23 protein-coding genes are annotated in these 22,035 nt (G+C 61.4%); 9 read left to right on the top strand and 14 right to left on the bottom strand.

The window, feature by feature from the left end; all coding sequences use genetic code 11:
- Nucleotides 1–216 precede the first annotated feature (216 nt).
- The 7 genes from K4O48_RS13890 to K4O48_RS13860 form a co-directional block, all read right to left on the bottom strand.
- Entirely contained in the window at nucleotides 217–2,217 is a 2,001-nt protein-coding gene (locus K4O48_RS13890; RefSeq protein ID WP_222908994.1) for a peptidase U32 family protein, read from the bottom strand.
- Between the two features lie 286 nt (nucleotides 2,218–2,503).
- Nucleotides 2,504–2,842 (bottom strand): DUF3325 domain-containing protein, encoded by a 339-nt coding sequence (locus tag K4O48_RS13885; protein WP_222908993.1) that lies wholly within the window; start codon nucleotides 2,840–2,842, stop codon nucleotides 2,504–2,506.
- Nucleotides 2,839–4,431 (bottom strand): PepSY domain-containing protein, encoded by a 1,593-nt coding sequence (locus K4O48_RS13880; protein ID WP_222908992.1) that lies wholly within the window; start codon nucleotides 4,429–4,431, stop codon nucleotides 2,839–2,841. The genes K4O48_RS13885 and K4O48_RS13880 overlap by 4 nt, the downstream gene beginning before the upstream one ends.
- A complete protein-coding gene (locus K4O48_RS13875; RefSeq protein WP_260523632.1) occupies nucleotides 4,428–4,730 on the bottom strand; it encodes an iron transporter in 303 nt (100 codons plus the stop codon). The genes K4O48_RS13880 and K4O48_RS13875 overlap by 4 nt, the downstream gene beginning before the upstream one ends.
- A 178-nt stretch (nucleotides 4,731–4,908) precedes the next feature.
- Nucleotides 4,909–6,828 (bottom strand): ligand-gated channel protein, encoded by a 1,920-nt coding sequence (locus K4O48_RS13870; RefSeq protein ID WP_260523631.1) that lies wholly within the window; start codon nucleotides 6,826–6,828, stop codon nucleotides 4,909–4,911.
- 187 nt (nucleotides 6,829–7,015) lie between these two features.
- Nucleotides 7,016–8,347, bottom strand: a complete 1,332-nt coding sequence (locus tag K4O48_RS13865) for a sensor histidine kinase (protein ID WP_222908991.1) — start codon at nucleotides 8,345–8,347, stop codon at nucleotides 7,016–7,018.
- Complete coding sequence (locus K4O48_RS13860) at nucleotides 8,347–9,051, bottom strand: response regulator transcription factor (RefSeq protein WP_222908990.1); 705 nt, start codon at nucleotides 9,049–9,051, stop codon at nucleotides 8,347–8,349. The genes K4O48_RS13865 and K4O48_RS13860 overlap by 1 nt, the downstream gene beginning before the upstream one ends.
- A gap of 177 nt (nucleotides 9,052–9,228) precedes the next feature.
- Between K4O48_RS13860 and K4O48_RS13855 the strand changes: the two genes are divergently transcribed.
- From K4O48_RS13855 to K4O48_RS20520, 4 genes are all read left to right on the top strand, one after another.
- On the top strand, nucleotides 9,229–10,083 hold the full coding sequence (locus tag K4O48_RS13855) for a CAP domain-containing protein (RefSeq protein ID WP_222908989.1): 855 nt from the start codon (nucleotides 9,229–9,231) through the stop codon (nucleotides 10,081–10,083).
- 544 nt (nucleotides 10,084–10,627) lie between these two features.
- On the top strand, nucleotides 10,628–11,602 hold the full coding sequence (locus tag K4O48_RS13850) for a hypothetical protein (protein ID WP_222908988.1): 975 nt from the start codon (nucleotides 10,628–10,630) through the stop codon (nucleotides 11,600–11,602).
- Nucleotides 11,603–11,789: 187 nt separating this feature from the next.
- A complete protein-coding gene (locus K4O48_RS13845) occupies nucleotides 11,790–11,942 on the top strand; it encodes a hypothetical protein (protein WP_222908987.1) in 153 nt (50 codons plus the stop codon).
- Nucleotides 11,943–12,095: 153 nt separating this feature from the next.
- Nucleotides 12,096–12,221: a hypothetical protein gene (locus K4O48_RS20520; protein WP_260523630.1), complete on the top strand. Its 126-nt coding sequence runs from the start codon at nucleotides 12,096–12,098 to the stop codon at nucleotides 12,219–12,221.
- Nucleotides 12,222–12,371: 150 nt separating this feature from the next.
- Here K4O48_RS20520 and K4O48_RS13840 read toward each other — a convergent pair whose 3' ends face one another.
- From K4O48_RS13840 to K4O48_RS13830, 3 genes are all read right to left on the bottom strand, one after another.
- Nucleotides 12,372–12,767: an ester cyclase gene (locus K4O48_RS13840; protein ID WP_222908986.1), complete on the bottom strand. Its 396-nt coding sequence runs from the start codon at nucleotides 12,765–12,767 to the stop codon at nucleotides 12,372–12,374.
- Nucleotides 12,768–12,912: 145 nt separating this feature from the next.
- Complete coding sequence (locus K4O48_RS13835) at nucleotides 12,913–13,404, bottom strand: RNA methyltransferase (RefSeq protein WP_222908985.1); 492 nt, start codon at nucleotides 13,402–13,404, stop codon at nucleotides 12,913–12,915.
- A gap of 78 nt (nucleotides 13,405–13,482) precedes the next feature.
- Nucleotides 13,483–14,544, bottom strand: a complete 1,062-nt coding sequence (locus K4O48_RS13830; protein ID WP_222908984.1) for an SDR family oxidoreductase — start codon at nucleotides 14,542–14,544, stop codon at nucleotides 13,483–13,485.
- 88 nt (nucleotides 14,545–14,632) lie between these two features.
- Between K4O48_RS13830 and K4O48_RS13825 the strand changes: the two genes are divergently transcribed.
- Nucleotides 14,633–15,019, top strand: a complete 387-nt coding sequence (locus K4O48_RS13825) for a winged helix-turn-helix transcriptional regulator (RefSeq protein ID WP_222908983.1) — start codon at nucleotides 14,633–14,635, stop codon at nucleotides 15,017–15,019.
- A gap of 127 nt (nucleotides 15,020–15,146) precedes the next feature.
- On the opposite strand, the gene K4O48_RS13820 is transcribed toward K4O48_RS13825, so the two are convergent.
- Complete coding sequence (locus K4O48_RS13820; RefSeq protein WP_222908982.1) at nucleotides 15,147–16,250, bottom strand: DUF2855 family protein; 1,104 nt, start codon at nucleotides 16,248–16,250, stop codon at nucleotides 15,147–15,149.
- A gap of 73 nt (nucleotides 16,251–16,323) precedes the next feature.
- On the opposite strand from K4O48_RS13820, the gene K4O48_RS13815 reads away from it, so the two are divergent.
- The 3 genes from K4O48_RS13815 to K4O48_RS13805 all read left to right on the top strand — a co-directional run bounded on the left by K4O48_RS13815 (nucleotide 16,324) and on the right by K4O48_RS13805 (nucleotide 18,424).
- Nucleotides 16,324–16,956 carry a TetR/AcrR family transcriptional regulator gene (locus K4O48_RS13815; RefSeq protein ID WP_260523629.1) on the top strand — a complete coding sequence of 211 codons (633 nt, stop codon included), beginning with the start codon at nucleotides 16,324–16,326 and terminating at the stop codon, nucleotides 16,954–16,956.
- A gap of 121 nt (nucleotides 16,957–17,077) precedes the next feature.
- Nucleotides 17,078–17,524 carry an SRPBCC family protein gene (locus tag K4O48_RS13810; protein ID WP_222908981.1) on the top strand — a complete coding sequence of 149 codons (447 nt, stop codon included), beginning with the start codon at nucleotides 17,078–17,080 and terminating at the stop codon, nucleotides 17,522–17,524.
- Between the two features lie 156 nt (nucleotides 17,525–17,680).
- Nucleotides 17,681–18,424, top strand: a complete 744-nt coding sequence (locus K4O48_RS13805; RefSeq protein ID WP_222908980.1) for a class I SAM-dependent DNA methyltransferase — start codon at nucleotides 17,681–17,683, stop codon at nucleotides 18,422–18,424.
- 80 nt (nucleotides 18,425–18,504) lie between these two features.
- Here the strand turns inward: K4O48_RS13805 and K4O48_RS13800 are convergent, their stop codons facing one another.
- The 3 genes from K4O48_RS13800 to K4O48_RS13790 all read right to left on the bottom strand — a co-directional run bounded on the left by K4O48_RS13800 (nucleotide 18,505) and on the right by K4O48_RS13790 (nucleotide 20,812).
- The gene (locus tag K4O48_RS13800) at nucleotides 18,505–18,948 is read right to left on the bottom strand and encodes a DUF2846 domain-containing protein (protein WP_222908979.1); all 444 of its coding nucleotides are present in this window, start codon (nucleotides 18,946–18,948) and stop codon (nucleotides 18,505–18,507) included.
- Nucleotides 18,949–19,122: 174 nt separating this feature from the next.
- On the bottom strand, nucleotides 19,123–19,818 hold the full coding sequence (locus K4O48_RS13795) for a GNAT family N-acetyltransferase (RefSeq protein WP_222908978.1): 696 nt from the start codon (nucleotides 19,816–19,818) through the stop codon (nucleotides 19,123–19,125).
- 253 nt (nucleotides 19,819–20,071) lie between these two features.
- Nucleotides 20,072–20,812: an FMN-dependent NADH-azoreductase gene (locus K4O48_RS13790; protein WP_222908977.1), complete on the bottom strand. Its 741-nt coding sequence runs from the start codon at nucleotides 20,810–20,812 to the stop codon at nucleotides 20,072–20,074.
- Nucleotides 20,813–20,929: 117 nt separating this feature from the next.
- On the opposite strand from K4O48_RS13790, the gene K4O48_RS13785 reads away from it, so the two are divergent.
- Nucleotides 20,930–21,835: a LysR substrate-binding domain-containing protein gene (locus K4O48_RS13785; RefSeq protein ID WP_222908976.1), complete on the top strand. Its 906-nt coding sequence runs from the start codon at nucleotides 20,930–20,932 to the stop codon at nucleotides 21,833–21,835.
- Nucleotides 21,836–22,035 lie beyond the last annotated feature (200 nt).

The following is a 22,035-nucleotide window of genomic DNA, read 5'->3' as shown; positions in this document are numbered from 1 at the left end:
TGCAAGGGCATGCCTAAGGCTGCGGTTATTGTTCTGACCCGTCAGTCGGGCACGTCGAACGTAACGGAGAGCGACCAACCCTCACAAGGGATTTGCGTAACGCCGTGCCGCCGCCTTACCGCAGTGCCCGCGGCCGAACAGGTTCAGCCCTACGATGTGTAGCGCCGAATGCATTCCGCCGCCGTGAGGCAATTCCGGGTTGATTCTCGACAGGGCTCAGGCGTGGGGCTTGCTACGAATGGTCTTCATCAGGTCGGCCGGCGTGATATGGCCGACGACGCTGCTGGCGCTGCCGGGCTGCGGCAGGTTGAGGATGTTGCCCTTGATCTTGCCGATCACGTGCATCTCGCAGGGCTTGCAGTCGAACTTCAGCGTCAGGACTTCATCGCCATGAATCAGCTGCATCGGTGCGACCTTGGTCCGCACGCCCGTCACACCCTTGGCCTGTTTCGGGCAGAGGTTGAAGGAGAAGCGCAGACAGTGCTTGGTGATCATCACCGGCACTTCGCCGGTTTCTTCGTGGGCCTCGTAGGCCGCATCGATCAGCTGCACGCCGTAACGGTGATAGAACGCCCGGGCTTTCTCGTTGTAGACGTTATAGAGGAACGACAGGTGCGCTTCTGGGTAAACCGGTGGCGGCACGCTGACGGCTTTGCGACTGCCCAGCGGGCGGATCGCTTCACGGGCTTCGGTGAGCGCCTCGATGGCTTCGCGGCGCAGCGACTTGAGCTGCGAGTTGGGAATGAAGAACGCCTGGGGCGCGTCCACGTCGACTTCTTCGGCGTGGTAGATCGTGGTGCCCAGCTGGCTCAGCAGGTCGGCGATCTGGCCGGGCACCTGCTCGGGCTTTTTCGCTTCGCCGAAGGGGCCGGCCAGCGAGACGCTGGCATAGGCGCCTTCTTCGCTGGTGACGTGCAGTTCCAGTTCGTCCGCACGCAGCTTGGCCAGCCAGCGCACACCGATGCGGCGCTCGGCGGAAGTCTTCAGCAGCGCGTTCTGCCAGTTGTGGTCCAGGTTGCGGTTGAGCGGATGGTTCGGACGTAGCTGGCGGATCGCGTCGGGCATCTCGTTGGGTTCGACGCGGTATTGCCAGAGCGATTGGCCGTCCTCTTCGAACTGCTTCAGCGGCTCGACCACGCTGGCGCGAAAACCCACCACCTCGCGCTTGATCAGCACGTTGAGGCCGTCACCGTTGGACAGCGGCTCACGGGTCTGCACGGTCAGGTCATGCTTGCCGATCTTGAGCACTTCACCCACGGCGAGACCGGTGAAGGTCGGCGAGTCGAAGGCGCCGATGTCGATCTTGCGGTCGGTCACGAAGTAATCGGTGCTGCCGCGATGGAAGGTCTTGTCCGGGTCCGGCACGAACAAATGGTCGGTGCGGCCGCTGGACGCGCGGGCCAGGTCAGGGCGGTCTGCGAGGATCTCGTCGAGGCGCTGGCGGTAGTACGCGGTGATGTTCTTCACGTAGCTCACGTCCTTGTAGCGCCCCTCGATCTTGAAGGAACGCACGCCGGCATCGACCAGCGCGCGCAGGTTGGCGCTCTGGTTGTTGTCCTTCATCGACAGCAGATGCTTGTCGAAGGCAACGACGCGGCCCTGGTCATCCTTGAGCGTATAGGGCAGGCGGCACGCCTGGGAGCAATCGCCACGGTTGGCGCTGCGGCCGTTTTGCGCATGGGAAATGTTGCACTGTCCGGAAAACGCCACGCACAGGGCGCCGTGAATGAAGAACTCGATCGTCGCATCGGTCGCATCGCTGATCGCACGGATTTCCTGCAGGTTCAATTCGCGGGCCAGCACCAGCTGAGAGAACCCGGCCTTGTCGAGAAACGTGGCGCGCTCCAGGGTGCGGATGTCGGTCTGGGTGCTGGCGTGAAGTTCGATCGGCGGGATGTCCATTTCCATGACACCCATGTCCTGCACGATCAGCGCATCGACACCAATCTCGTGGAGCTGCCAGATCAGCGCCCGCGCGGCTTCCAGTTCGTCGTCATGGAGGATGGTGTTGATGGTGACGAACACCCGGGCATGAAACAGGTGGGCGAATTTCACCAGCTCGGCGATGTCCGCCACGCTGTTCTCAGCGTTGTGCCGCGCCCCAAAACTCGGCCCGCCGATATACACCGCGTCGGCGCCATGCAGGATGGCTTCACGTGCAAGGGTCGTGTCCCGGGCAGGGGAGAGCAGTTCGAGGTGATGCTGGGGCAGGGACATGAGCGCGGACCGGGTGTAGATCGAAGGCGCGCATTGTAATAGCTTGCGGGCCATTTGGGTCGGCCGCCGGGCGTGTGAAGCGGCTGGCTAAACTTTGCTGGCGTGATTAAGGCGTCATTGAAGAGCAGACCTGATAGCGGGTGCGGCATGCAGTTCGGGACACGTAGCGTCAACCGTCATATCCGGCAGCCATTACAGTCCGGACGGAAGTATCTGGCTCAGACAATCCTCGTTGGCATAAGGATGCTTCCGCTCATATCTGCCATGGCGTTTCCATGGTCGACCGCTAAGTTGCCAGCACCACTAGCGCCCAGATCGTGCCGCCCACTAGTGGCAGCGCTGTCGCCACGCGCGGCGCATACGGGATCAGCATGAGCAGGGCGAGGCCGGCCAGTGAAATCAGGCCAAACCAGCCGACCACCGCCATGCCGCCAGGCCAGACGTGGCCAGCCACATAGACGGCGAGGCCTAGCAGTAGCGCGCCGCTCGGCGCCGCGAGACGGCGCAGTCGGGCCGGCAGCCGAGGGTGAGCCAGCTGTTTCCAATGACGTTCCTTGCCCAAACAAAAACCGAGCATGCCGGAATAGGCCAGCAGCAGGCTGGCGAGCAGGGCTGTACTACTCATGACGAGACACCCGGAGCCGGCTGCTTGATCGGAGCGGGCCGCATCGTTCTGGCTGAGATGGGGATCTGAATTCGCCAGGCGATCCAGCCAATCAGCAGACCGAGTAGCGAGACGCTGGCGAGAACGGACAACCGCATGCCATCGAGCGACGTGTTGGTCGTGGCCATGTCCAGCACCGGCAACAACAGCGCCAGTGCGGCGGTGGCGAATAGCTGCTCGCGCCACGCGTGCAAAGGCTTACGGCCCCAGGCATGCACCCAGCTCAACGCCCATAGACCGAAGAATATCCGCAGCTCCCACGCCTGTCGGCTATTCAGCTCGGCGGGTAATAGCCGATTGCCCCAGAGAAGCGCGATGCAGGCCAGCGACAGCCCGGCAACAATCGCCACGTTGGTGCTTTCAACGAGCCGAAGAAAGTGCTGATTGACCTTGGCTTGCCTGCGTTGCTTGACGGTGTAGAGCACCAACCCGGTCGCGATCATGGCGCAGCTGATCAGGCCGCAGATGAAGTACAGCCAGCGCATCGGGTAACCGCCAAACTGAGCAAAATGCAGACCCGCCATCACCCGTTGGGTCAGCAGGCTAGCGCGCGACGGCTCGGGCGACTGGATCAGCTCGCCGGTAACACCGCTGAAGACGATGCCTTCGCCTTTTGTCAGTTCGATGCGATTGCCCAGTACGGGGCGCACCGTGACCTCGGCGTTGGCCCGACCTGGATTGCTCACGGCCAGACCGCCGATCATGCCCTGGCCGTAGTGAGCCTCAGCGTTGCGGACGAACTCGCTCAAGGCGAGGAGTGGTGCCGCGGGTGCGGTAACCGAGTTGCGCCCTTCGCCTCGCAGCGCCTGCTCGCGATGTGGTCCTTGTTGAGCCTGTTGGCCCTGCTCGGCAGCCCGGGACGACTGTGCGTCGCGGAAGTAGGCCTGGCGATCACCGTCGTACAGCGCATCCACGGCTGCTGGCATGTAAAGGACGAAAAAAATGGCGAGTCCGGTGTAGGTGATCATCAGATGAAACGGCAATAGCAGAACGGCGCTGGCGTTATGGCCGTCCAGCCAGGAACGCTGCCCCTTGGCCGGGCGGAAGGTGAAGAACTCTTTGAAGATTTTCTTGTGGATGATGATGCCGCTGATCAGCGCCACCAGCATCGCCATCGCCGCGAACCCCACGACCCACACGCCCAATATTCGCGGCAAGTGCAGGGTGTAGTGGAAATGGAAGAAGAAATTCCCGCCGACGGTCTCCCGCGCCTTTACGGTTTCTGCTGAGCGCGGGTCCAGCTGGGTCTGTTCGGCGCCACGGCGGCGCTCGCCGACCGAAACGCTGAGGTCGGGTGAGCGCTCGGTGGGTAGGTTGATGTTCCAGTGCGATGCGTCAGGGTGGTGTGCCATCAGCCAGCGCTGCGCCACGTTCGCCGCAGCGGCTGGAGACTGAGTCCTGTCCGACAACTCAGGCTGCATCCACCAGCTGATCTCCTTGTCGAAGACCGCCAACGTGCCGGTCAGAAAGATCGCGAATAGCACCCAGCCGAGCAACAGCCCGCACCAGGTATGCAACCAGGACATGGATTGCGTCAGGCTGCCTTTCATCGCCAGGCCTCCAGCAACTGGGGCCCGAAGCCGATGACTGCCAACGGCAGGGCCATGCTCAGGCCGAGCAGCACCCGGCGTATGGAGACTGCGGCGAAGACCCACAAGATAAATAGCAGATACACCACAAACGACAGCAGCGAGGCGATGGTCGAGGCGTCTACCGGATTCACCGGAAGCAGCCGGGCCAGCGCGGCGGTGAAGGCGTAGGTAAAGGCGTAGCCGCCCATGATGGCGAGGCCAGTACGCGCGGCGACGCGGGGCCAGGTACGACGGGATTGCGATACGGAACGAGCCACGTCAGGTACTCGAAGAAATTCAAACGAGAAAGTGCCCAACGGGCTACCAAGCAGTTCGGCACCGGGTTCCGGTTGGCTTGAGTATCCAGAGTGTCGATCGGGTCCACTCTGGATAATTACGTTCAGCGAACGGCACTTGCGAATCGGGACGCTCGATACTGCAAGCGTCCCGTTGTCTTCAGAACGATAGATTCATTCCGACCGTGTAACGGCGGCCGTCAAGAACAGTTTCATAGCTTTCGTAATCGATCTCTTCGTTGAAGACGTTGTAGACGCCAGCCAGCAACTTGAGGTTTTTGCTCAGGTCGTAAGTCCCACCAACATCGACCAGCGTGTACGCAGGGGTGCTTTCAGCCATGCTGGTGCGAGACAGGTATTCGGACGTTTCGCTGCGATAATTAAGACGGGCCCACGTACCAAGACGGTCACTGGCCTGCCAGTCCAGCGTCGTGTTGAACATGTGCTTGGGCATCTGATTCAAGGGCTCGCCGCGGAAATCACCGCTTCGCTGCTCAGAGTCTGTATAGGTGTAGTTGGCACCCAAGGACACGCTTTCGGTGATCGCCCAGTCCAATGTCGCTTCGACGCCGCGCATGCGCGCCTCATCGACGTTTACGCGGTCACTGATGAAGCGGTAGGCCTCGCCATTGACGACGCATTGACCGGAAGCCGTTCCCGTGCTGTCAGTGCAACGACGCAACTCAGTGATCTTGTCATTGAAATCGGTGTTGAACAGGGTCAGGCCGGTAGAGAAGCCGTTCAGGCTGTCCCACATGATGCCGATTTCCTGGCTCAGGCTTTCTTCGGGCTTGAGGGCTGAATTGCCTACGATGACCGCCGGATCACCTTGCCCGCCGCCTGTGATCTGACCCCAGTTATCGACGGCAGCGCGAATATCGGGCGAGCGATAGCCGCTTGAAACGCCGCCTTTTGCCGTCCAATGATCGGTTGTTTGCCACACACCGTAGACGCGTGGAGACCAATGAGTGCCATAGTTCTCGTCGCGATCCATCCGCAGCCCGGTCGTCAGTGCAAAGGTGTCGGTCAAACTCCACTCGTCTTCTGCGAACAATGCCCACGACCATCGCGTTAGACGCGTCAAGTCTTCGGCACCGGCCAACTGGTTACCCTCGTCAGTCAGGTCTTCGTATTTGTACTGGCCGCCGACAGTCGCAACATGGTTGCCAATAAACAATGACGTTTGGGTATTGAAGACGCTGTTCTCCAGCTCCATTTCCCGTCCAGGATTCTCGATACGCTCCTGCTGCAGGTAGGTCTCGGACTGGCCCATGCTCCAGCGGCCGGTATGGCTAAGAGAGACATGCGTCCGGTCATAATCCGAGAGCGAGTCGGTGTTGCCCGACCCGGATCGACCGACGGTTGCGTTGCGTTTCTGCTCGACTTTTCCACCTTCCAGCACCAGATCGTTGGAATCGTTAGGTGTGAACGACAGCTTTGCAGTGCCGCTGTTAGTCTTTTGCTCGTTGAAGCCGCGGAGGATATCGTCCTCGTCGCGCTGTGACGTCTGTCCATAAAGCTGCAGGCCCAGCAGCCCGTCGACCAGCGGTCCGGAGAGATAGCCGTTGAGGGTGCGATAGTCGCCGGAATCAGAGCGGTCTTGAAAGGTGTTTTCAGTGCGCAAACCGCCGTGCCAGCTGTCCGCTACCTTTCGCGTAATGATGTTGACCACTCCGCCCATAGCATCTGAACCGTAGAGGGAGGACATCGGCCCGCGCACCACTTCGATGCGCTCGATCGCCTCGAGCGGCGGCGTCCACCCTTGCTCGATGCCTGGGCCGTCACTGTTGGGGCGCGTAGCCCGGGATTCCATGCGCTTGCCGTCGATGAGGATCAACGTGTATTTGGAGGCCATGCCCCGGATGCTGATGTCACTGGAGCTGGCGCCGCCGGTAATCACTACACCTGGGATGTCGCGCAGTGCATCGGTGACATCTCGATAGGATTTTTTCTCGAGGTCTTCGCGCGTAACGACCGAGATGGAGGCAGGCGCTTCTTTTATTTGTTGCTCAAAACCCGAAGCGGTAACGACGACTTTATTAAGTTCGACCGGCTGCTCGGCGCTTGCAGGGGTGCTCATCCAGGTTGCCATCGCGACCGCACACCCCAGTCGATGCCGATTGAAAATCACCATGTACAACAGTCTCCCTGAGAACATTTCGCCGTTGCGGTTCTGAACGTGCCGCTCTTCAGCTATGAAGCGGAGCGCACGCTCAATTTGCAGCAATGCTATGTATTCTCATTTGAGAGTAAAGCGCATTTACAATCTATACATTTCTCAGTCGGATGGTCATACATAGACCCGCGTCGCGGTTCTCGGCCCAGATGTCGCCGCCCTGCATCAGCACCATGCTTCTGGCGATTGCGAGGCCCAGCCCGAAGCCGTCCCCGCCGGGGCGTGCCGCACTGAGCCGCGCGAACGGCCGGAAGATCAATGAGAGCTGATCCGCTGGTACACCGGGGCCCTGGTCTTCGATGCGCAGTTGCCAATGCGAGCCGTCGCGTTCCGCCGACAGGGTGACCGTGCCGGTAGACGGGGAGTAGCGGATCGCGTTGCGCAGAATATTTTCCATCGCCTGCGCCAGGGCGTTGAGGTTGCCGAGGACCCGGCAATCGTCCGGGACCTGCGCCTGGATACGCTCGCGCGACCAGCCGGCTTCGAAGCAAGCATTTTCGCTCAGCATGTCCCAGAGCGCCGCGACCTCAACCGCCTCGCATTCGAAGCGGGGCTGCTCACTGTCGAGCCAGGCGAACTCCAGCGTGCTGTCGACCAGGTGCTGCATGCTGGTGATTTCGCGGTCGGTGCGGCGGCGCATGTCCTCGATGCTCAAGTCGCTTTCACAGGCTACGCGCAGGCGGCTGAGTGGCGTGCGCAGCTCGTGGGACAGGTCACGAAGCAACTGTTGCTGTTGATCGATGGAATCGCGCAGACGCCGGGTGAGGTATTCCAGGGACCGCCCTAGTTCGCCCAGCTCGTCGTTGCGCCCGGCAATCGCAGCCGGAAGCAACGCATCGAGACGGTGGCCGCTCAGTGCATTGGCCTGCCGACGCAAGCTGTCTAGCGGCGAGACCAGCACGCGATAAAGCAACCCGCAGAACAGCACCGACAACAGAACCAGCGGCAGGTACACCGCGCCGGCCGTGAGCAGCGCATGGTTGCGCCAGGGCCGGAAGCGTTCCGGTAAGCGCAGGATGAGCCGCGCGCCGCTGTCCTCTATTGGCACCGAGACCAACGGCATCCCTTGATTGCGGCGGCTCATGGGCCATTCGTAATGACGTACGAAGGTGAGCATTTCCCGCTCTTGGTCAGTCAGTCGCTGCCCGCCAAGCGGTTGGAGTTGCCGATCCACGACCACCAGCCAGTCCACCTCGCGCTGATGCATCGCGGTGATCCATTGGCCCAGCGCATCGGGCCCTGCTTGCAGGGCGCGATGCGCTTCATCGGCATAGCCGGCCAGCACGTCGTGGGCGTCCTGCGACAAATAGGAACTGGTCCGGTCGATTTGCCGGCCCACGTACCCGCCGGCCCAGATCATTGACAGACAAAACCCGGCGACGAGCACCACCAGGCGCCAGAACAGCGAATGGCGATTGGGCATCAGCTGGCCTGCAGATCCAGCACGTAGCCCTTGCCCCATACCGATTCCAGGCGCAGCGCCGTGACCTTCTCGCGCACCAGTTTGCGGCGGATGTTGCTGATGTGCATGTCCAGGCTGCGATCGTGTTGTGAGTAACCGCGGCGCAGGGCCTGCTGATAGAGGAAGGGTTTGCTCAGCACCTCACCCGCAGACTCGTGCAGCACCTTGATCAGCCGGTATTCGGTGGCGGTTAAACCGACCCAGCGCCCGTCGTAACGCACATCACAGCGCTGATCGTCGAACCGAATCAAGTCATCATTCGCCGCGGGTGGCATGCTGCTGCGCTCATAGGCCACGCGTCGCAGGATCGCGGCGATACGCACCTGCAATTCCTCGATGCTGAACGGCTTGGGCAGGTAATCGTCGGCGCCGCTATCGAAGCCCTGGATGCGGTGTGCCTCGTTGCCCAACGCGGACATCATCAGCACGGGTGTACGTTGGTCCTTGCGTAACTGGGTCAGCAATTCCATGCCGCTGAGCTCCGGCAGCATCACATCCAGCAGGATCAAGTCGAACGACGACGCGCGTGCCAACGCCAGACCGGCGCGGCCGTTATCAGCAAGCGTGACGTCAAACCCGCGGTGCTCCAGCGACGTTTTCAGGTGGGTGCCGAGAATCGGGTCGTCTTCGATCGCCAGGATCTGGCGGACTGCAGAAGAGGCCATGGTTAGTCCGGTGCAAATAAGAACGATTATAGATTGAGCGCCTGCCGATACGGCAAGTGCCGAATGGCCCCGGAACGAAACGGCCTCTATTCGTGTGCGACGGTTGCGCGGGCTCGACTTGGCGAGCGTTCACGGTGCATCTTCAGCGTTCCTGATTTCGGTTCGCTGGAGACGATCATGCGCCTGCTTACTCCTTCGCTGCTTCTCGTCGTATTGCTCGGCAGTGGTCGGGTTGCCGTTGGCGCAGACGAGGGGCAGGAAGCCCAGCTGATCGAGGCGATCAATCATTACCGCAGCGCAGTCCAGCGTTGCGACGGTCGGGCCAGTGAAGAGCTGACAGCGCTTGCGCCGGACTCGCGTTTGGTGCTGCTGCCGGCCGCTGGCGCCGGCGATCTTCAGGGCTCGCTGGCCCGCGCCGGTTACCCCATGGCCAATGTGCAAGCCATGAGCCTGTCCGGCCCGCGCGATGCTCAGGCGGCCATGCAAGCGCTGCGCGAAAGCTTTTGCCGCGTGGTACTCGACCCGCAGTACGCCGACATCGGCGTCAGCCGTGAAGGCCGCGATTGGCGCATCGTCCTGGCGCGGCCGTTGCTGGGTGGCCACCTCAGGGATTGGCAGGCGGAAGGGCAGCGGCTGCTGGAGGAGGTCAATCGCGCCCGCACAACGCCGCGCCAGTGTGGGGGCGTATCCTTTTCGGCTGCGCCGCCGCTGACCTGGAACACGACACTTGCCAGCCTGGCAGACGCGCACAGCCGAGCCATGGCCAATGGCAACTTCTTTAGCCACCTCGATCCAGACGGTCGCACGCCAGGTGACAGGGCGGAATTGGCCGGCTTTACCGGCTCGCCGGTCGGCCAGAACATCGCCGCCGCGCTGGACCGGCCGCGCCGTGTGGTCGAAGGCTGGCTGGCGAGCCCGGGGCATTGCGCCAACATCATGAACCCGCAGTTCAGCGAACTGGGTGCTGCCTACGCAGTGGATCCCCAGAGCGACGCCGGGATTTTCTGGGTCGGCATGTTTGGCGGACGGTGATTGGCCGCGCGCCAGTCATCACAGCAGCCGACTGCTCTCGGCTGGTCAGGTTTGGTCCGCCGACGCTAGCGACCCACAACCGTTGGTCAGGTCCAGACAGGCTGCGCCTTCAGACAGATGCATTTCGCTCGTTGGATGGATTCCGCCCGCGATGGCGTTGCGCATGATCGCAACCAGACAACGGACGCTAGGAACCTGCCATGCAAGGGCCGACGGAGCTTTCCCACCCCACGAGTGCTACCCAGACCTCGCTGATTGACGTGATTGGCCGCAGCCGCGCATTCAAAGCTGCTCCACTCCACGCGCAAAGCCCGTCGCTGACCCACCTCGCGAATCACCACAATCGATCCGCTTTTCGCAGCGCGAATCGCCTGCCGAGCAAGAACAGCGCGTCTTGACGGACGCCATGAGCAGCCGGGCTTACTGCCGTGCCCGTTTGCACCCTGGCGTGGGCTTTTACCCGCGCCAGCGCAGTACGGTGCTGGTCCGCCACTACCGGTAAAGGAAGTGCCTTTAAGAACAAAAACATCCATGGAGAAACAACATGTTCAAGTTCAAACCCCTCGCTGCTGCCATCCTGACCGTGTTCGCGACCCAGGCGTTCGCTAACTTCGATACCTCCATCCAGGAGCAGACCGGAGACAACAACACGGCCACCGTCACTCAGAAAAACGGTATCTACAACACCCGGATGAACGAGGCTGAGCAATATCAGGCGGGCGATAACGGGACCGTCGAGATCTACCAGGAGACCGACTCATTCGCCCGGGCAGTTCAGGAACAGACCGACAGCTCGACCAACAGCGAACTCTATGCAAAGCAGTTCGCTACGTCCGGCAATTCACTGTCTGAACAGATCCAGACTAACGGCACCGGCAACAGTGCGAGCGTCTACCAGCAGCATTCCACCTCGGTCACCGCGCTTCAGGAACAGGATGGCTCCAATAACCTGGCAGAGATCGACCAGTACGGTACGGTTAACAGCTTGGCCGACGTGCTTCAGGAGGGCGACTGGAACGACGGCACTGTGACCCAGACACAAGGCGAGGGGAACGAGGCCTACCTGCAGCAGTACGGCAACTACAACAGGGGCTCGATCACCCAGACCGGTGCGACGGATGCATACGCCTCGGTCAGCCAGACCGGCGAGGGCAACGACTTGACCGCTTCGCAGACCGGCACCGGCAACGAGCTGAATTTCCTGCAGGACGGTAACGCCAACGTGGCAACCCTCACTCAGGCCGGCAGCAATAACGACGTCGAGGGCATGTCAGTCGGAGACAACCAGAACGTGGATATCGCGCAGGATGGCGACTCGCTCATCGTCGATGCGCTGCAAATGGGCGGCAACAACAACACCATCGACGTCGAGCAGTTTGGCGCTGACCAGTATGCGAACGTGACGCAAATGGGTACCTACAACGTGGCGACCGTCATGCAAAACGATATGCAGGCCAACAGTGCATTCATCATGCAATCCGGCAACGGCAATACGGCGTCGGTCATGCAGACCCAGTAAGCCTCAGCGGTACCGCAGCCTGTAGCGCGCTGCTCCCTCTGGGGAGTGGCGCGTTCTCATGTGTAGCGGACAGCCCGGACGATGGCTCATTCAGACGGCGCCCGGCCAGATAGCCGAACCACGGTCTTTTGGCGGGTTCCAATCTCAGCAGCTTCACGACATCGCCGAATCCACGAGGACCGCTGAAATGATCGACCCCAAAGACCCGCTAAAAGATGGGCTGACCCCGCCCGATTACGATGAATACGGAGACGCGCCTGATTCAGGCGAAAACGCCGAGTCGGAGAAAGAAGCCGAATCTGATGTCGAACCGAACCCGGGCGAGAGCCCGCTCGGATAACAGCCGCATCGCATGGCCGGCTGAGTTTCCTGATCACAGCGGGGCGACCCGCTGGACAATCCCACCCTTACGGCCTAAAAAGGCGCGCATTGTGCTGAGCAGGCTCGACCCCCTTCTCAGCGTGCGCCGTATAGACCGACAGACAGGTGGAACGTGAGAAAGAAAAAACCCGTGGACCCCGTGCGCCAGGCCGAAAAGAACCGTGCGCATCGGATCGGCTGGCTGATTGCCCTGGCGGGGATTGTCGTGGGGTTTGTACTGGTGATGGCCAAGTCCTGAACCGAAGCGGCTCGCACCGATTGTTTCGTCATACGTGGGCGGGTGGCGGCCGTCTCTTCGGCCCGTCCTGTTGCCGTTGCGCGGCTGTGGACGGGCACGGCTAGAACGCCCGACCGCGGCCGCTACCACGACTTCACGCATGACCTCCCGCTAGTGGCCTTCGAGTTGGGCGCCAACTGCCGCCTTGTCGATGACTGACCAGACGTTGCAGATCCTTCCGTTCCGGAATTCGTAGAACACGTTTTCGCTGAATTGCACCGTTCGCCCGTTTACCGGGAAGCCAAACAATTCGCCAACGGGCCGGCAGTCGAACCGCAACTGACAGGCCACACGCGGCGGCTCGGCGATCAGCAGCCCGACGTTGAAATGCAGATCGGGGATGGCTTCAAAGTCGTTCTCGAGCATCGCACGATAGCCCTCAAGCCCAATTCGCTGACCGTTGTAATGCACATCCTCATCGACGAATTGGCCCAGCTCGGACCAGTTCTGGCTGTTCAAACAGGCAATGTAGCCCGTGTAGCAATCGGTTAGTTCGGTGCTCGTCATCGGCGTCCCCGGCGGTGGTGAGGTCAGCTCCTCAGGCTAGACGCTAAAACGCTATCGAGAAAATGACCTGATAACCGAGCTGCCGACCGCGGCTAGGCGTACGGCCAGTGCTGAACGTACCGATTTGGCGAATGCGGCAGCGGGCCTAGGTGTTCGGCTGGGGTTCGCGTCCGAAGCCTGGGCCGGAGCGTGTGTTGTTGCCCTTGGCCAAGCGGTCATAAAGCACCACATTCACCGTTGCGGCGAGGTTCATGCAGCCGTTGGTGGGGATGTACACCACATCCTCGCACCAGTCGCGGATTTCCTTGCTCAGCGATCCGTCTTCGGCACCGAAGATGTATAGGGCCCGATCCGGGTGCGTGTACTCGGGGAGGGCGCGTGCACCTTCGACCAGCTCCACGGCGACCGGCACGCAACCAAGGGGCAGGATCTTGCGCAGGTCGTCGATGTTGATAAGCGGAATGTCCTGGTGGACCTTCTTGGTGTCGGTGATGAAGTCCTTGGCGCGGTCATAACGGGTGCCGGTATAGAACACCGAGGCCGCGCCATAGCAGCCCGCCGCCCGCATGATTGCGCCGACGTTCGAGGGCGACTTCGGGTTGCTCAGGCCAATGCAGGCGTATCGTTTGTTGCTCACAAGGGAAGACTCGCGCGGAAAACGCGCGAGTATACGGGACAGCCCGAACGCCGGTGGCTGCGACGTAACCGGCGGCGATCAGGGGATGAGCTTGCGGGCACGCAGCGTCGAGAACACGTTGAAGAACGCCTCGTCACTCGCCTGGTAGTCCAGAAAGCCTAGTTTCCGACTCTTCGACATGTCCGTCACCACCTCGATAGGTCGGCCCAGATCCGCATCGGTGTGCCATGGCGAGATGAGCTTGCCGATGTCCGCTTCAGCCAGGCCGAACTGCTTGGTCATTTCTGCCCAGACCTCGGCGTCGTTGGCCATCTGCTGCTCCAGTGGCGCGGGCTGGCCATCGAACGCTGCCGCCTCGATACCGAACCACTCGGCAATGCGCGACCACATCCATTTCCAGCGGAACACATCACCATTGACGATGTTGAAGGCCTGATTGGCAGCTGCCGGTGTGGTCGCGGCCCAGCGCAGATGCCTGGCCAGCTGATCCGCATCGGTCATGTCGGTCAGGCTGTTCCACTGCACATCCGAGCCCGGAAAACGGAAGGGTCGGCCAGTAAACCGGCAGATGGACGCGTAGACGGCCAGCGTGGTTGCCATATTCATCGCATTACCCACGGCCACGCCGGTGACGGTGTGGGGCCGGTGTACGCTCCAGGTGAAGCCATCTCGGTCGGCCGCCGCGAACACTTCGTCCTCTTGCGCGTAGTAGAAGTTCTCGACGTCGAGCCGCCCCTGTTCCTCACGAAACGGTGTCTGCGGCAGCGAGCCCTTGCCATAGGCTTCGAACGGGCCGAGGTAATGCTTGAGACCGGTGACCAGCGCCACATGGCGAACCGAGCCGGACGGGCGGACGGCTTCGAGCACGTTGCGCACCATTTGCGCATTGACACGGATATTCTCCGCCTCGCTGGCTTGCCGAGCCCAGGTGGTCAGAAAGAGATGCGTGGGCGACACGCCGCTCAGCGCTGTGGCTAATGCAGAGGGGTTCAAGAGATCCGCGCTGATCGGCGTGATGCCCGTTTCGGCGTTCGGTCGACGGGCCAGCCCGGCGACGGCCCAGCCCTCTTTGGCCAGCAGGCGCGACACCGCGCTACCCACGATGCCACTCGCGCCGACCACCAGTGCTTGATTTGTCATGTCCAGACCCCCACAAAATGAAACAGGCCTGCACCTTACCCCCTCAAAAATGCCGCTCCAAGTCGGCACCAAATGGTAACCATCCCCGATGCAACCCAGCTCTGATGAAGAACAATGGCGCGAAGACTGCGCGCCACGCCGCGTGCTCGAGCTTTTCTCGACCAAGTGGACCAGCATGATTCTGCACACGCTACAGGCCCGCCACGACGGCGTAGCGCGGAGCGGCGCGCTGCACCGAAGCCTGCCGGGCATCTCGAAGAAAATGCTGATCCAGACGCTGCGCGAGCTGGAAGCGAGCAGGCTGATTGAACGCCACACGCTCGACACCGTACCCCCGGCGGTGAGCTACGCGCTGTCGCCGTTGGGCAAACTCATGGTCCAGCCTATCGAGATGATCTACGACTGGGCGAGGCAGAACTCGGAGGCGCTGGACCAGCTACAGCCGCGAAGCACGTCGCGCAGACGGGACGCGTAAGCCGCAACGTGGGGGCTGGCATTGCACGGGCGGTAGGGAGATCTCCGCCTTTTCCAGGCGCTTCGCCGCGCTGGCTGTTCGCCAATCGCGGCGCGTTCGATCACCGTCAGGCACTTCCGACCACTGTTCAGTCGAGGACCACGGCGTGCCCCTCCAGCGGATTGATAGCGCCTTTGATCAAGGATTCGGCGAGCGTCTGCGCCGCTTCAAGGCCGGCGTGCTCGTTCACCTGCATCCAAGGCTGCTGTGCGTCGCTCACGCGGGCAATGAAGGCCAGCTGTGCTTCGTTGAAGCGGCGGGTCACCTCGGCGGGGCCCCAGTCGGCGTTGCGTTTCTTGATCTGGTAAGGCGCGAAATAGGGCTGCGGCTGCGGGCCGGCCAGCGTCTGGTCACGCTTGCTGTATTCGTGACTCTGGGCGGACCCGGCGTAGCAGTCGTACACCAGGGCGTCCTTGAAGTGTCCATGAATCTGCTGACGAAGGCTCGCGCTACCGGAGAAGTCCACGTAGAGCGTGGGCACGCTCGGGTCCAGCGAAGCGAGCTGGTCGTAGGCCAGCGCCTGACGGTAGCAGCCGAGACGCTTGACGAAGTCGGTATTGCTGGGTGATGTCAGGCCGATGACCTGCACGGCGGGGTTATCCTGCAGGCAGAATGCAGTGCCGTATGCCGTTTTGCTCGAGGCGCTGGAGATCAGAATCTGGCGTGCGCCGAAGAAGGCGTTGTCGTCCAGGAAGTCGGCCAGCATGAACGAGGTGATGAACAGCGGGCGCAACAGCATCTGGTAGTTCTCGCTCTCGGCGCGATAGGCGTCGTCGCTGCTGATGCGCTGGTACTGGTTGTAGGCTGATGTGAGTTCAAGTCGATGGTCGGCACCGTCGTAGAAACCGCGCTCGGAGACCCGCACCGGTTGCATGACCAAATGGCTGGCGATCGGCCAGAAGCCATAGAAGCGTTCGCCTTTCGCGAGGCCATCAACGGTGCTTTCCACGACCTCGGCAAATCCCCAGGCGGGCATGTGGAACCAGTCGGCATCGCCCGGTGGGAAGAAGTCCCAGTAACGCAGGTGAGGGGTTTCGCCGAACGCCGCGTAAGTGACATTGTTGGTGGTCAGGGCCAGTCGGCTGATCCGCAGCAGGGCTTCGCCGGGTTTCAGTTCCGGCATGGCCTGGGTCTGAAGGCGGGTCTGCTCCATGTCTTTCTTGTTGTTCTGCAACTGGCGAATGACGCTCATCAATGGCACCTTGGGTTCGTAAATGGACGGCATTGACTGTAGCCCTTTCGTTTCACCGCCGGGTTCGGATTAGATGAGCACACGATTGCCGAGCGCCAAGCCGCTCAAACGGCCTACTCAGCGGCGCGCCAAGGCCACTGTTCAGGCGATTTTCGACAGCTATGTTCGGATTTGGCAGCGCGACGGCTGGTCTCGATTGACCACCCGAGCGGTTGCTCTGGAAGCCGGCGTGGCCATTGGTACGCTGTATGACTATTTCCCCAGTAAACATGCGCTGCACTCGGGCTACGTGCGCTATTGCGTCGAGCAGTTGCTGGATGCGATCGACGTGCAGGCGATAGCGCCAACCGCGCTGGCCTGGCACGAACGCATCCGGCGGCTGGTGCGCGCTCTGGCCGGGGTCGAGCCGCAGCTGCCGTGGTTTCACCCGGACATGCTCGAATTGGAAACGCTGGTGGCCGAGCCCAAGCATCAGCGAAGGGTTTACGAAGATCTGTTGGGCGCCTGGCAGCGAGTCATCGACGTCGCCACCGACCTGCCGGTGCGCCCCTCTGCTGCGACCCTGGAAGCGCTTCATCTTTCCGTTTGGGGCGGGCGCCGTTACGCCATGCTGGTGCAGCTCGAAGCGGATCGCATGCACGCCTGGGCCGGCTGCATGGAGCAGCTGTGTCTGCGCTCACTCGCGGGTTCAAGCGATACGGCCTGACCGCCATCGATCGATTGCCTATCACGAGAACACCTGATGGATCACAAGACGCACGCGGTCGTCGAAATCCTCCTCCTGCGTTCGACTATCAAGGCGAACCCGCAACCAATGGAGAACCGCCATGACCAGCACCGTCCGTCTTCACCGCGTCTTGCGAACGACGCCAGACCGCCTCTACCGCGCGTTCCTCGATGCAGACGCCAAGGCTAAATGGCTGCCGCCGAATGGCTTCACGGGCAAGGTGCATGAGCTCGATGCGCGTGTTGGTGGCCGTTACAGGATGTCGTTCACCCATTTCACCACCGGCACGACCCAATGCTTCAGTGGCGAGTATCTGGAACTGCTGGAAAACCAGCGCATCCGCTACGAAGACAGGTTCGATGATCCCGGCTTACCGGGCACCATTGAAGTGACCGTGACGTTCACACAGGTTTCCTGCGGTACCGAGCTGAACATCATCCAGGCAGGTATCCCCGACGCGATTCCCGCCGAAGCCTGCTATCTCGGCTGGCAGGAGTCGCTGACACTGCTGGCGAAGCTGGTCGAGGCAGAGATTCCGGATGAGTGATTGTCCTTAAGGCGAGAAGGGTGGCGGGCTCAGGCGCCTGTAAGGCCCGCCACCTTCCTCGTGTTTGCCCTCGGCCACTACGGGGCCATTCCACCGTGCCGGGGTTGAGATTATGATGCGCGCCCCTCAACGCTCCCGCTCGACCAGCAGGCCATCATGCCCGGCAATGCGCTCTATACCGACTTGTCGGGTTACTACGACCTCATGTGTGCCGACATCGACTACAGCGCACAAAGCCACTGTATTCATCGGCTTCAACAGCTGTTCGGCAATGGCGGAAAGACGCACTTGGATCTCGCCTGTGGGACCGGGCCGCATGTGCGGCATTTCATCGACGCGGGCTTCGAGAGCAGCGGGCTCGACATCAATCAGCCCATGCTGGACAGAGCGGCCATCCGCTGCCCGGAAGCGCATTTCTCCCGGCAGGACATGTGTGGTTTCACCCTGGATCAGCCAGTCGATTTGATTACCTGCTTCCTGTACTCCATCCACTACAGCGCTAGCGTCGAGCGGTTGAAGGCCTGTATCGCCAGTGCACACAGCGCGTTAGCGGCCGGTGGGCTGTTCTGCTTCAACGCCGTCGACAAGCACAGCATCGACAACCGCTCCTATGTGTCGCACAGCGCCCGGCATGACGATGGCCTGTTCACTTTCAGCTCCCGCTGGCACTACGCCGGCACTGGCGAAAGCCAGCTACTCAAGCTTCGTATCGAGCGGACCCTCGCCGGCGACAGCCAGGTATGGCAAGACGAGCATCCCATGGTCGCCGTCAGCTTCAGTGAACTCTCCGACCTGCTGAAGCCGCACTTCGACGTCCACGTGCTCGAGCACGATTATCAGAGGCTCATTCCCTGGGGTGGTAATTCGGGGAATGCGTTGTTTGCCTGCGTGAAGAGTTGACCGGGCGCTCAGCGCGTACAGCCGACATGAAAAAGCCCCGCGATGACGGGGCTTTTTATTGTTGCGCTCGAATTGGACGACTAGCGAGCGAGTTCGGTGTTTGCCACGGCTTTCTGGCCTTCGCTTTCAGACACTTCGGTCAGCTTGGCTCCGCCTACGAACAGCCCCATCTTGATTGACTGGCGCACGTAGTGGTTCTTGCCGGGCTTGGCATTGAGCTCGATGAGGTTGTCGCTGAACTCCGATTCGGTGGCAAGCGAATGCAACCCTGGCGTGATCAAACGATAGAAATAGGTGTTGGGCGCGGTTTCGCCGATGACTTCACCGTCGATTTTCACCGACTTCTTTAGCGCTCCCCCGAGCATCGAGTCGCGAAAGATGTAGAGACCGGCCTGGTCCTGTGGTGGCGTTGGGAAGGCCTTGTAAGCCTGATCCTTCTCGGGCGATTCCATGGGTACCGACGCGCAGCCAGTCAATACGGCGAAGCTCAGCGCCGCGGCGCTCATCATGAAGTGCTTGAACATGAATACTCGTTCCTGAGTGTTTGGCAGAGGGATGGCAGCAAATTGCCAGCGCGCGCACCTTAACCTCACAACGGTTGTGGGCAAGTTCTCGGGGTAGTTTTAGTGGTGCAGATCACGCTTTCGGAGCAGCACAGGACGGACGGTGTTGCGGTTCATCGAGTTGGCGCAAAGCGCTTAGTGCAAGCGCTTCGCCGTCGAGCTCGTCTGGATCAGATGCGCTGCCTGCTGGGCTAATTCATCGAGCCGGTGGTCCCGAGCTTTCTCTGCGTCGCTCATGGCTTCCGTGCCGTGTTGTTTGACCAGGTACGTATGAATCTGCCGGACTTCCTCGGACTGGAAGATCGGCTCCAGATCCTGCACCGCCAGAGCGCCGTCCGATGGTTGGCTTCGGATGTTCATCACCACTTGCGGGCCGCGCGCTGCCACAGGGAGAAAGCCCAACGCTTCGAAGTAAGGTACTTTTCCGGCAACGCAGGCCACTTCCGCATGTGCGTAACGCGCCAGCATCGCCTCGACCATAGCCCGCCCGATGCCTTGTCGGCGATGGCTGTCCTGTACGGCCAGATACAACAGCGAGCAGGCGTCGGGATCATCTACATAGGGCAAGTACAGCGCAAAGCCGAGCAGGCTAGCCGGATCGTCAGCATCCAACGCCATGATCAGCTCGGGCTTGCCTGCCTGCGCACCGTCCATGCTGTCCAGATAACGATGCACCTCCAAGCCCACCACGTACTGATACAGCTGATACAGCGGGTTGCTCGGCGGGAGCGATACCGCGCTGATGTCGCTGAGGTAATCCACCACCATCTGCAACACCTGGTTTTTCATCGATTCGGGCGGTGGGGTGTTCAGGTGAGTGAGGGTAAACATTGGCAAAGGCTCCGGGCGGTGCGGCAAGGCGGCATTGTACCGGGCGTTGCGCACCCGGCGAGTGCCAGTGCGGGTGATCAGCGTATGAAGGCTCCCACGCTTAGCGTGGAAGCCTGGTTGCGGGGCGACCGAGGGTTGTTGGCAGTCTATAGGCGGGTCTGTCGCTGGGCGCATCAGCTTCCATTGGGTGCAGTAAACCAACCACCAGAAGAAGTCAGCCCATGCTGATTAAGGACAGCCCATTAGTGCGTATTCACGAAGCCGGTGCCGGGGCTGCAGCAGAGGCGTGTTGGGTGAAGACGGGCTGAAGATTTGATCCAAGCGCTCCCTGAACCTCGCCTACCAACACATCAACCTGACGTAGTGCCTGGGCCACCGAGGCGGCCAACACTTCGCCGCCCGTCTCCTGGCCTTCGATTGCGATCTGGTGAATGCGAGTGACCCCGATGAAGTTGAGCGCCGTTACCAGGTTGGGCTCCAGATGGTTCATGTGCGCCATCTCGCCGCCAGGGCCAAAGCCAATGCCGCCCCGGGCGGTGAGGATGACCGCGTGCCGCGGCCGATCTTCCAGCATCGGCAGATACGGGTCGTCGGGAAGTCGAGACTCGTCGATGCCAACCGTGCGGCCGAGGCGCACCACCTGATCGATCCAGGCCTTGAGCGCCGCCGGCATACCGAAGTTGTAGAGCGGCGTGCCGATGACCAGCACATCGGCGGCGATCAGCTCATCAACCAGCTGGTTGCTTTCGGCCAGTGCATCCGTCATCCACGGCTCCTGACGTTCCTGCGGCGTGAAGGCCGAGGCGATCCAGTCATGGTCGACGAATGAGGGTGGGTTCTGGCCGATGTCCCGATAGGTCACGCTGTCCTGCGGGCGGCGGGCCCGCCATTGGCTGACGAAACGCTGACTGAGATGCCGACTGTGGGAGCCGTGTGCGTCTTTGCCCGCAAGACCGGGGCGGGCGCTGGCGTCGAGGTGTAATAGGTGCGTCATGGTGGGTCTCCTCTGTGAATGAATTCATCTGTCATTCGCGGTAGACCCAGGCTAGGTCTAGGCTCTGTGAGCCACAAACGATGATTATTTCCAGATACAGATGAGGAAAACTCAGCCATGGCGCACCGCCGATTACCCTCGCTTTCTGCACTGCGCGCCTTCGAAGCGGCCGCCCGCCATGAGAGCGCCAAGCAGGCAGCTGAAGAGCTGTCCGTCACCGCCACGGCCATCAGCCACCAGATTCGATTGCTGGAAGAATCCCTCGGCGTGGCGCTGTTTCTGCGCAAGCCCCGCAAGCTGCAGCTGACTGACCCCGGGCGCGAACTGCAACAGGTGCTGGAGACCGCGTTCGACACCATTGCCACAACGGTGAGTCGCCTCAGCGCCGGGCCGTGTCGCCAGGCGATCACGCTCAGCACGACACCGGCCATCGCGGTGCGCTGGCTGGTGCCCTGGGTGTGCATGCTGCGCGACTCTCATCCGAATATTGATCTGCGCTTCCACACCTCTCATGAGCCGGTCGCGCTGGATGGCGTCACGGCAGATGTCGCCATTCGCTATGGCGATGGCCGTTGGCCTGGGCTGGTGGCGGAGAAGCTGTTCGACAATACCTTCGTACCGACCTGCAGCCCTCACCTTGGCTTGCATGATCCAGCCGATCTGCCCAAGCACTCGCTCATCCACTTTCGCGCCCAGGGCGCAGCTTCCGCCCCGATTCATTGGGCGGCGTGGCAGAAGCTGGCCAAGGTGCCGTGGTTGGACGTCAGTGCCGGCTTGGTTTTCTCCGATGAAACCCACGCCATTTCAGCCGCCATTGACGGGCAAGGCGTGGCGTTGATGAGCCGTCAGCTGATTGAGGATGAGTTGAGGAAGGGGCGGTTGGTGCAGCCGTTCGGGCCGGAGATGGAGGGCAAGCCATTTCATCTCGTGTATCCGGAGGGGCGGAAGGATGACCCGACCGTTCTGGCTGTGAAGGATTGGGTGATGGCGGTGCCGGGTGGGTTGTGTGAGATGACTAACTGATACCAGTCGCGCCACGCAGCCGTAGGGTGGAAAACGGCGAAGCCTTTTCCACGCGCTACTCACCAACACCTCGCGATCCGAAGAATCCGATCTTCCCCCGGCTTGAATGCTTCACGCTCAATGCTCAATGCTCAATGCTCGCTGCCGCGATCGCTCTAACCGACTTCGACGAGCGCCAGCCCACTAACGCTGCCCACGCG

The organism is Pseudomonas sp. DNDY-54, assembly GCF_019880365.1.
In the GTDB taxonomy this organism is placed as follows: Bacteria; Pseudomonadota; Gammaproteobacteria; order Pseudomonadales; family Pseudomonadaceae; genus Stutzerimonas; species Stutzerimonas stutzeri_P.
This window is presented reverse-complemented; position numbering and strand designations above follow the sequence as displayed.

What these genes read in the sequence shown, in the direction of transcription:
- K4O48_RS13830 (WP_222908984.1), bottom strand. Translation starts at nt 14,544, where the DNA reads ATGACAAATCAAGCACTGGTGGTCGGCGCGAGTGGCATCGTGGGTAGC.
- K4O48_RS13845 (WP_222908987.1), top strand. Translation starts at nt 11,790, where the DNA reads ATGATCGACCCCAAAGACCCGCTAAAAGATGGGCTGACCCCGCCCGAT.
- K4O48_RS13820 (WP_222908982.1), bottom strand. Translation starts at nt 16,250, where the DNA reads ATGAGCGTCATTCGCCAGTTGCAGAACAACAAGAAAGACATGGAGCAG.
- K4O48_RS13855 (WP_222908989.1), top strand. Translation starts at nt 9,229, where the DNA reads ATGCGCCTGCTTACTCCTTCGCTGCTTCTCGTCGTATTGCTCGGCAGT.
- K4O48_RS13815 (WP_260523629.1), top strand. Translation starts at nt 16,324, where the DNA reads ATGAGCACACGATTGCCGAGCGCCAAGCCGCTCAAACGGCCTACTCAG.
- K4O48_RS13795 (WP_222908978.1), bottom strand. Translation starts at nt 19,818, where the DNA reads ATGTTTACCCTCACTCACCTGAACACCCCACCGCCCGAATCGATGAAA.
- K4O48_RS13870 (WP_260523631.1), bottom strand. Translation starts at nt 6,828, where the DNA reads ATGAGCACCCCTGCAAGCGCCGAGCAGCCGGTCGAACTTAATAAAGTC.
- K4O48_RS13800 (WP_222908979.1), bottom strand. Translation starts at nt 18,948, where the DNA reads ATGTTCAAGCACTTCATGATGAGCGCCGCGGCGCTGAGCTTCGCCGTA.
- K4O48_RS13825 (WP_222908983.1), top strand. Translation starts at nt 14,633, where the DNA reads ATGCAACCCAGCTCTGATGAAGAACAATGGCGCGAAGACTGCGCGCCA.
- K4O48_RS13860 (WP_222908990.1), bottom strand. Translation starts at nt 9,051, where the DNA reads ATGGCCTCTTCTGCAGTCCGCCAGATCCTGGCGATCGAAGACGACCCG.
- K4O48_RS13880 (WP_222908992.1), bottom strand. Translation starts at nt 4,431, where the DNA reads ATGAAAGGCAGCCTGACGCAATCCATGTCCTGGTTGCATACCTGGTGC.
- K4O48_RS13810 (WP_222908981.1), top strand. Translation starts at nt 17,078, where the DNA reads ATGACCAGCACCGTCCGTCTTCACCGCGTCTTGCGAACGACGCCAGAC.
- K4O48_RS13850 (WP_222908988.1), top strand. Translation starts at nt 10,628, where the DNA reads ATGTTCAAGTTCAAACCCCTCGCTGCTGCCATCCTGACCGTGTTCGCG.
- K4O48_RS13805 (WP_222908980.1), top strand. Translation starts at nt 17,681, where the DNA reads ATGCCCGGCAATGCGCTCTATACCGACTTGTCGGGTTACTACGACCTC.
- K4O48_RS13840 (WP_222908986.1), bottom strand. Translation starts at nt 12,767, where the DNA reads ATGACGAGCACCGAACTAACCGATTGCTACACGGGCTACATTGCCTGT.
- K4O48_RS13885 (WP_222908993.1), bottom strand. Translation starts at nt 2,842, where the DNA reads ATGAGTAGTACAGCCCTGCTCGCCAGCCTGCTGCTGGCCTATTCCGGC.
- K4O48_RS13790 (WP_222908977.1), bottom strand. Translation starts at nt 20,812, where the DNA reads ATGACGCACCTATTACACCTCGACGCCAGCGCCCGCCCCGGTCTTGCG.
- K4O48_RS13785 (WP_222908976.1), top strand. Translation starts at nt 20,930, where the DNA reads ATGGCGCACCGCCGATTACCCTCGCTTTCTGCACTGCGCGCCTTCGAA.
- K4O48_RS13865 (WP_222908991.1), bottom strand. Translation starts at nt 8,347, where the DNA reads ATGCCCAATCGCCATTCGCTGTTCTGGCGCCTGGTGGTGCTCGTCGCC.
- K4O48_RS13890 (WP_222908994.1), bottom strand. Translation starts at nt 2,217, where the DNA reads ATGTCCCTGCCCCAGCATCACCTCGAACTGCTCTCCCCTGCCCGGGAC.